The organism is Nocardia sp. NPDC088792 (assembly GCF_044750615.1).
Classification (GTDB): Bacteria; Actinomycetota; Actinomycetes; order Mycobacteriales; family Mycobacteriaceae; genus Nocardia.
On the sequence record NZ_JBIVKC010000004.1, the window covers coordinates 269796 to 278335 of the forward strand.

At 67.6% G+C, this 8540-nt stretch carries 7 protein-coding genes and 1 pseudogene; 4 read left to right on the plus strand and 4 right to left on the minus strand.

From position 1 onward, the window contains the following. Nucleotides 1–7: 7 nt before the first annotated feature. Genes ACIP5Y_RS27775 through ACIP5Y_RS27785 form a run of 3 tightly spaced genes read right to left on the minus strand, consistent with a single transcriptional unit; the run spans nt 8 to nt 3210 of the window. Nucleotides 8–1504 (minus strand): sensor histidine kinase, encoded by a 1497-nt coding sequence (locus tag ACIP5Y_RS27775; protein ID WP_400354346.1) that lies wholly within the window; start codon nt 1502–1504, stop codon nt 8–10. Nucleotides 1505–1527: 23 nt separating this feature from the next. Continuing rightward, nucleotides 1528–2235 carry a response regulator transcription factor gene (locus ACIP5Y_RS27780; protein WP_400354348.1) on the minus strand — a complete coding sequence of 236 codons (708 nt, stop codon included), beginning with the start codon at nt 2233–2235 and terminating at the stop codon, nt 1528–1530. 21 nt (nt 2236–2256) lie between these two features. Continuing rightward, nucleotides 2257–3210: a UTP--glucose-1-phosphate uridylyltransferase gene (locus tag ACIP5Y_RS27785; RefSeq protein WP_400354349.1), complete on the minus strand. Its 954-nt coding sequence runs from the start codon at nt 3208–3210 to the stop codon at nt 2257–2259. 266 nt (nt 3211–3476) lie between these two features. On the opposite strand from ACIP5Y_RS27785, the gene ACIP5Y_RS27790 reads away from it, so the two are divergent. The 3 genes and pseudogenes from ACIP5Y_RS27790 to ACIP5Y_RS27800 form a co-directional block, all read left to right on the plus strand. After that, a complete protein-coding gene (locus tag ACIP5Y_RS27790) occupies nt 3477–5360 on the plus strand; it encodes a glycosyltransferase family 39 protein (protein ID WP_400354351.1) in 1884 nt (627 codons plus the stop codon). Next, nucleotides 5335–5907, plus strand: a complete 573-nt coding sequence (locus ACIP5Y_RS27795) for a hypothetical protein (RefSeq protein ID WP_400354353.1) — start codon at nt 5335–5337, stop codon at nt 5905–5907. Before ACIP5Y_RS27790 ends, ACIP5Y_RS27795 begins: the two co-directional genes overlap by 26 nt. A gap of 54 nt (nt 5908–5961) precedes the next feature. Beyond that, a pseudogene (locus ACIP5Y_RS27800) lies at nt 5962–6558 on the plus strand (phosphatase PAP2 family protein); the annotation flags it as partial. Nucleotides 6559–6753: 195 nt separating this feature from the next. Here ACIP5Y_RS27800 and ACIP5Y_RS27805 read toward each other — a convergent pair. Next, complete coding sequence (locus ACIP5Y_RS27805; RefSeq protein WP_400354355.1) at nt 6754–7308, minus strand: GtrA family protein; 555 nt, start codon at nt 7306–7308, stop codon at nt 6754–6756. Nucleotides 7309–7705: 397 nt separating this feature from the next. On the opposite strand from ACIP5Y_RS27805, the gene ACIP5Y_RS27810 reads away from it, so the two are divergent. Next, on the plus strand, nt 7706–8533 hold the full coding sequence (locus ACIP5Y_RS27810) for a type II CAAX prenyl endopeptidase Rce1 family protein (protein WP_400354357.1): 828 nt from the start codon (nt 7706–7708) through the stop codon (nt 8531–8533). Nucleotides 8534–8540: the final 7 nt, after the last annotated feature.

An 8540-nucleotide genomic window follows, 5' to 3' on the forward strand; every position in this document is an offset into this window, starting at 1 on the left:
CGAGAACTCAGCCGGCGGTGTGCGCCGAACGCGCATCGCCGGCCCGGCCCGCGGCGAACACCATGCGGAAGATCGCGCCGCGCCCGGGCCCGGTGACCAGCTGGATGCGCGCGCCGTGCGCGGTCAGGATCGCGGAGACGATCGCCAGGCCCAGGCCGGAACCGCGCGAGCGGGAACGTGATTCGTCGACGCGATAGAAGCGATCGAAGACGTGCGACGCCTTCTCCAGCGGAATCCCGGGGCCGGTATCGGCCACCTCCAGGAGCACGAACGATTCGGCCGCGGGCAGTTCGGCACCGGATTCGGCGACGGCATCGCCGGGCACACCGCGCACCCGGCCGACCCGGACGTCCACCGCCGCGGTCGCGGGCGTGTGGGTCAGCGCATTGGTCACCAGGTTCGACAGGGCCTGCCGCAATTTGCCCTCGTCCGCCAGAATGCGCGGCGTCTCCGCCGGAACATGCAGGCCGACACGGCGTTCCGGATAGCGGACCCGCGCATCCTGCACCACCTCCGCGGCCAGCGCGGCCGGATCCACCTCACCCAGATCCAGGGGCCGCTGTTCGTCCAGCCCGGCCAGCAGCAGCAGATCGTCCACCAGCACACCCATCCGGGTGGCCTGCTCCTCGATGCGGCCCATCATGCGCGCGACATCGGCGTCGGTGGCCGCACCGCCGTGGCGGTAGAGCTCGGCGTAGCCGCGAATCGAGGTCAGCGGGGTGCGCAGTTCGTGCGAGGCGTCCGCGACGAAGATCCGCAATCGGGATTCGGACTCCCCGAGCCTGCGCAGCGTCGAGGACAATTGGGCCAGCATGAGATTGAAGGCGCCGCCGAGACGGCCGACCTCGGTCCGCGAATCCGTATCCGCCACCCGGCGATCCAGATCGCCCGCGGTGATCGCCTGCGCGGTCTGCTCGATGCGGGTCAACGGCCGCAACCCGACCCGCACCAGCCAGGCCGCGATACCGCCGGTCACCACCAGCAGGCCGATGCCCGCGATGATCTCGATGGCGCGCAGTCCGTGGGTGGTGGCGTAGTAGGTGTCGAGCGACATGACGACCGCCGCGGTGCCGCCCTGTGTGTCGTTCTTGTTCGGGTGCCGGACGACGCTGCGCACCCGCCAGTGCGCGCCGCTTTCATCCGGCACGGTCACGATCTTGTTCCCGCGGGCCTGCACGGCGCCGAGGTCCATCGGGGGCAGCGCCAATCGTGAAGCGCCGATACCGATCTGGCCCAGCGGCGCACCGGAGTTGTCGAAGAACAGCACCCGGAACGTGGACGGCAGACGGGGATCGTTGCTGTCCGAGGCCGGCGGCGGAGGCGGCCGGTTCCCGGTGGTCAGATCACCGGCGACCGCGTTCAACTGGCCGTCGATCCGGGACAGCTGGGAGCGACTCAGCAGCGAGGCGGTGAGCAGGCCGAAGGCCAGCAGCCCGACCGCGGTAATGGTCAGCACCGCCGCCAGCAGGCGAGCCCGCAAGGTCCAGCGGCGCAAGGCCCGCACGCGGACAGCAAAGGCGGGACGCCTCACGAAGGCTGTCCGGGGGCGCGCAGCGAGTAGCCCACGCCGCGCACGGTTCGGATCAGCGACGGCCCCTGGGTATCGATCTTCGCGCGCAACTGGCTGATGAAGGTCTCCACGATCCGGTCGCTGCGACCGTCGGCCTCGGCCCAGACCCGATCGAGGATCTGCCGTTTGCTGAGCACCTTGCCCTCGTTGAGCATCAGGTAGTGCAGCAGATTGAACTCGGTGGCCGATAACCAGATCTGCTCGCCGCCGCGCTGCGCGGCATGCGCGTCGACATCCAATTCCAGATCGGCGCAGCGCAACCGCCCGGCCCGCTCCTCCCCCTCGGCGCCGGCTCGGCGCAGGATGGCGCGCAACCGCAGGATCACCTCTTCGAGGCTGAACGGCTTGGTCACGTAGTCGTCGCCGCCCGCCTGGAGTCCGGCGATCCGGTCCTGCACCGCATCCCGCGCGGTCAGGAACAGCACCGGCACGTCATTGCCCGCCTCCCGCAGGCGCCGGGCGACGGTGTAGCCGTCCATATCGGGCAGCATCACGTCCAGGACGACGATGTCGGGAGCGCGTCGCGCCGCCGCGGCCAGGGCCGCGGTGCCGCTGTCGGCGGACAGCACATCGAACCCGCTCAGCCGCAGGGCGGAACTGAGGAGATCCAGGATGTCGGGCTCATCGTCGACCACCAGCACGGTCGTGCCGCTATCGTCGTTCACGGTTCATACCGTACCCAGCGGTTATTCGGCGAGGCGGGTACGCAGCCAGGAGCGCATCGGCGCGGCGTACTCCTCGCGCTCCAGGGCGAAATCGACTGCCGCGCGCAGGTATCCCAGCGGGGTACCGATATCGTGGCGAGTGCCCCGGTGCACAACGACGTGCACGGGGTGTCCTTCGGCGATCAGCAGCGCGACGGCATCGGTCAATTGCAGTTCGCCGCCGGCGCCCGGGGTGATGCGGCGCAGCGCGTCGAAGATCGCACGGTCGAGCAGGTAGCGGCCGGCGGCCGCGAAGGTCGAGGGGGCCTCGGAGACGGCGGGCTTCTCCACCATGCCGTTGACCCGCAGCACATCCGGATCAGCCGGATCGTCCGGATCACCCGAATCGGCCACGGGCGCAACGTCGAAGACACCGTAGGCGCTCACTTCGTCCGCGGGCACGTCGATCGCGCACAGCACACTGCCGCCGCGCTCGCGGCGTACCCGGGCCATGACTTCGAGGGCGCCGTGCGGCAGCACCAGATCGTCGGGCAGCAGTACCGCCACCGCGGTCTCGTCGGCCGCCAGCAGCGATTCCGCCTGCAGCACGGCATGACCCAGGCCCAGCGGCTGCTGCTGGACGGCGGTCTCGACCTCCAATAGTTTGGGCGCGCGGCGTACCTTCTCCAGCAGATCGAACTTGCCGCGCTGGGCGAGCACGCTCTCCAGGGCGGCGTCCTCGGTGAAATGCGCTGCCAGGCCCTGCTTTCCGGGTGAGGCGACGATGATCATGCGGTCGGCGCCGGCCGCGGCGGCCTCCTCGGCGACCAGTTCGATGCCCGGGGTGTCCACCACCGGGAGCAGTTCCTTGGCTACCGTCTTGGTCGCGGGCAGGAAGCGGGTGCCCAATCCGGCCGCGGGGACGACCGCGGTGCGGAACTGCCGCGGGATATTCGAGATGTTCTCAGCCACGCCGGTCTCCGTATTCTCGGTCATGCCGGACTCCTTCGTTTGCGGCGGACACCTTCCACCTGCGGGTCGCCCGCACCGCGATCACGATCATCGGTGCCGAGACTAGGAATCGAAGCTCCGGCGAACTTGGGAACAACCTTGGTATTGCCCGGGGGAGCTGATCTTGGTCTCCCAGGGAAAACAGCAGGTCCGCTCACAGCAAGTTGGCAGGTTCGGCCGAGGTTGCCGAGAGGCGCCGGTCGTATGCTCCCGTGAGTTCACGGCAATACCACCTCCAGGGAAGGCAGGACATGGCTTCGACGCCCGCAGTGCTGGAAGCGGCACCGGACACACCGGCCGAGGCGACGCCCCGGCGCTGGGAGCGACCGGCGCTACTCCTGCTGCTGCTCGGCACCGGCCTGCTCTACCTGTGGAATCTGTCGGTCTCGGGCTGGGGCAACGAGTTCTACGCGGCCGCCGTGCAAGCGGGCACCCAGAGCTACAAGGCCTGGCTGTTCGGCTCGCTCGATCCCGGTAATGCGATCACCGTGGACAAGCCGCCCGCCTCGCTGTGGGTGATGGCCCTGTCGGGCCGGATCTTCGGATTCAATTCGTGGTCGCTGCTGATGCCGCAGGCCCTCATGGGCATCGGATCGGTGGCCTTGCTGTACGCGACCGTGCGCCGCTGCGCCGGATCCGCCGCGGGACTGCTCGCGGGCCTCGCGCTCGCGGCGACACCGGTGGCCGCCATGATGTTCCGCTACGACAACCCGGATGCGCTGCTCACCCTGCTGCTCATCAGCGCCGCGTATTTCACCGTGCGCGCGATCGAATCGCCGAATCCGCGCTGGTATTCGGCGGGCACCGGCTGGCTGGCGCTGGCGGGCACGGCGATCGGCTTCGCCTTCCTCACCAAACTCATGCAGGCCGTACTCGTGCTGCCGGGGCTTGGCCTGGCGTTCCTGATCGCCGGGGCCGGTGGAATCGCCGCGCGGATAAGCAAATTGGCCACCGCGTGCGCCGCCATCATCGTGAGCGCCGGCTGGTATCTGCTGCTGGTGGAGTTGTGGCCGGCCGATTCCCGGCCGTACATCGGTGGATCGACCACCAACAGCCTGTGGCAGCTGGCGGTCGGCTACAACGGCATGTCGCGGCTGCTCGGCGGCCATGGCGGGCCGGGCGGCGGTCACGGTCCGGGCGGTGAGGAGGCCCCGCGAAACTTCTTCGCGAACGCCGCATTCGGCGGTAAGCCCGGTATCACCCGGTTGTTCCGCGATCTGATCGGCACCGAGGCGTCGTGGCTGTTGCCCGCGGCCCTGATCGGGCTGATTGCGGGACTGTGGCTGTATCGGCGCGCCTCCCGGACCGATCCGGTGCTCACCGGCCTGATTCTGTGGGGTGGCTGGCTGGTCGGTACGGGTCTCGTGTTCAGCTACATGAGCGGGACCATCCATCCCTACTACACCGTCGCGCTGGCTCCGGGCATCGCGGCGACGGCGGCCATCGGCAGCACGCAATTGTGGAGCCGGCGAGCGCATATCGCGGCCCGAGCGACACTGGCGGTCATTGTCGCGGTGACCGGTGTGTGGGCATTCGTGCTGCTGCACCGGACGCCGGACTGGCTGCCCGCGCTGCGCTGGATCGCCCTGATCGGTGCGATCGCCGCCGCATCGGCGGTCCTCGCCGCTGCGAATCGCACCCGCTGGACCGCGGTGACCGCCACTGCCGCACTGGTTTTCGGGCTGCTCGGCACCGGCGCCTACGCCATCGAGACGGCTTCCCAGGCGCATGCGGGCGGTATCCCGTCCTCGGGCCCCGCACGGCAGAACGCCTTCATGGGACCCGGCGGCTTCGCGGAGATCGACAGTCCGCAGTTGCAGCAGATGCTCACCTCCGCCGATACCCGCTGGTCCGCGGCCATGATCGGGTCGTTCGACGTGAGCTCGATCGAATTGCGCACCGGCGCTTCGCTCATGGCGATCGGCGGCTTCGGTGGCGGCGACAACTACCCGAGCCTGGCCCAATTCCAGCAGTACGTCGCCGATCACCAGGTGAAGTACCTCGTCCTCGGCACCCAGCAACGTGGCTTCCACGGGTCCTCGGGAACCACCGACGGCGATCGGATCCAGGCCTGGGTCAAGGCGAATCACGCGCCCGTGAAGATCGGCAATGCCCTGGTCTACGAGTTGTTCTGACGGTTCGGCCGTCCGCGGTCCCGGCGAGCTCGTCGAGGACCGCGGGCAGCCCGACATCGAGCATCTTGCGGCGGACCGACCCCAGGAACACGGACATGAAGAATCCGCCGACCCCGGTGAAACCGACGTGGTCGTAGGTGAATACGTTCTCGATCGGGAGTTGCGGGCGCTCACGGGACCGCTGGCCGACGCCGTCGATCCGGCCGCGGTCGCGGCGGCCGTCCGCCGGTTCGGCACGCTCATTCGCACGACGGCGTCGCTCCGCGCCTACCGCAATGACATCGGCGATCGGCTCGCCGGCGTGGCGGCCGAACTATTGGCCGAGCGAACCGGCCTGAGTGTCGACGATCCCGAACCCCAGATCGCGGGCCGAGCCCTTGCCGCGCTGTGGCAGGTGCAGGCCGACAGCCTCTACCGCCATCTCGACGACACGGTCCCGCCCGATGCGGTCTACCGCGCGGTGACGGACGATGTCACGCGGGCCGCCGGGTTGCTCGACACCGGGTTCGGCTCCGGCTGGCCGAAACCCGAGAGCCCGAGGCGGTAGCGAATATCATCGCCCTGCGACCGTGCCGTCAACCGTTCGGAGGCGAATCCGTAGATGGGCTTTCCGGGGAAGTATCAGACCGCGTTGCGCTGGCCCGTGATCGCCGGGGTGAGTGCGGTTCTCGTGCTCGTCGTCTATCTCGTCGCCGTGCGGACGGTGGATGGGCAGTTGGTGGAGAACGCCGCGCTGCGCGGGGCCAACGAGGCGGGGCGGCGAAATATCGTGCAGGCCACCGATGCCTTGGATCGGATCACGGTGTACTCGCTGGCCGCGGCGGTGCTGCTGGTGGCCGGGGCGGCCTTGCTGCGGCGGCGGTGGGATCTCGCGGTCGCGGGCGTAGGTGTGATCGTCGGCGGGCAGGTGATCGTGCAGGGGTTGCAGCGGGTGCTGCCGCGGCCGGAGCTGGTGCCGGTGTCGAAGGCGGACCTGGGCAACAGTTTTCCGAGCGGGCATACCGCGGTGGCCATGACGGTGTTGTTCGCGACGCTGATCGTGGTGCCGTATCGGTGGCGCGGGGTGGCCTTGCTGATCGTGATGACCTGGGCGGTCGGCATCGGTCATTACACCCTGACCGCCAAGTGGCACCGGCTCAGTGACACGCTCGCGGCCGATGCGATCGCGCTGGGTCTGGCAGCGCTCGCGTCCTGGTGGCTGGATCGCCGTGGCGCACTGCACCGGTATACCGGGCCGCCGCGGGTGCTGGCCGTGGTCTGCACGGTGGTGGTTGCGGCGGTGGGCTGCACCGGTATCGGGTTCGGCAGCGTGCTGTGGGCGGTGCCATTGTCGCGGGAGGGTGTCCGGGCCGCCGCGCATCAGGATGCGTGGCTGATCTATCTGGGCGCAACATCATTCGCGACGGCCGGGTCCATTCTGGCTGCCCTGGTCTTCCTCTGGAGCTGGCGACGCATCGACACCGACGGCGGTCCGGCGGAATACGAAGCGGCGCATCGCCGTATAGAGGAACAGCGCCTCGCCTAGGCCGCCGAGGATTCGGGCGAGGCGATAGTCGAGGCCGAGTGCGGCCAAACCGCTTGTCACGCCGAGGATGAAGAGCAGGTAGTTCAGTACGACCGCGACGACGTAGATCGCCAGCTGCGGTCCGACGGGTGCGTGCGAGGCGAAGTTGAGTGTTCGGTTCAGCAGGTAGCTCAGGGCGAAGGCGGTGACGTAGCCCGCGGTGACCGCGATCGGCAGCGGCAGGCCCAGTCCGCCGTGCACGCCGGTGAGGATCAGCAGATCGACGGTGAACGTACATCCACTCACCAGCAGGTAGCCCACGAAGGTCGGCGCCACCAGGCGCGCGAGTCCGAACGGCAGTCGCTCGGTCACGCCCGCGCAGGCCCGGTGGAACCAGCGCACCGGCCGCGAGCGATCGGTCCGGGTGACTGTCTCTGTTCGCACGTGATCACCGTGCCATCGGCACATGGCGCGCAGGTGATCACGAGGCCAACTCCGGTGCCGCGATTAAACGCGCTATGATCCGAATAGGTCCAGCAAATATCGAGCAACAATGCCTGGTAGCTAACCAGACAAATCGGGCGAGCAATTCGTTTTTAATGTGCTGAATAAATAATAGCTGGTGACCGATGTCATACGCCTACGTTTGGACAGTAATTCCATTCGGTAGTACCGTCTCCGGCATGCTCAGCAAATCTTCAGCGGGTGCGTGAATCCGGATTTACCACGCCGCACCGCATCGAAACATAGCTGACATACAAATGAACGTAAGGTGAACCGTTCCAACGTTGTCAACTGGATCACCTCCACTCCCCCGAATCACCTGTGGACGGATTCAGCCATGAAGTTGTTCTGCTTGTTGTTTCTTTTATATCTGGCCCTGGCGGAGCCGTACTTCGAGATAAGTTCGGTGCGGAAGTTCACGCAGCGTTTCGGTCGCCGTGACGACGCCAGAATCCGCCTCTATCAGGGCGGCGTATTCCGCACCTGGCTGGCGCTGGCGGTCGTGCTGATCGCGTTCCTGGCCGGGCACGTGTCCCTCGGCCAACTGGGTCTCGGCGGCTTCGACGGCTCGGTTTTCCGTGCGCTGACCCCGGCCGAAAAGGTCATCGGCCTGGCCATCATCGTGGTCTACGTGGGCTATCTGCTGATCCCCGCGCTGCTGCCGCTGACCGGACGGGCCGGGCGCGACTTCATTGCCCGCAAGATCGAGTACGTCGTGTTCATCACCCCGGCGAATCCGTCCGAACGATTCTGGTGGCTGGCGAATTCGTTCAGCACGCCGGCCGAGGAGATCGTGTATCGCGGATTCACGATCTACGCCGTGGATCTATTGTTCCCGAATTTGCCGTTCTGGGTGCTCATAGTGATCGCCGGCGGCGTCATCGACGGATTGCGGCACGCTTTCCGGCCGCTCGTCGCGGCGCAGGTCATATTCGGCGGCACCGCGCTGGCATTGCTCTATCAATTCACCGGATCGCTGTGGCTGACAATTGCGGTGAAGCTCTTCCACGATCTGCGGGTACTCGCATTTCCGCTCGAACTCGCGCGGCAGAATCTCGCGGCCCGCGGTGTCTCCGAAATTCCGGGTGGCGAATCCGGTAGCGGAGATTCCGATCCGCATGTGCCGCCACTCCGATCCGCCGATAAATCGGTGAGCGCGCAGTAGGGACCCG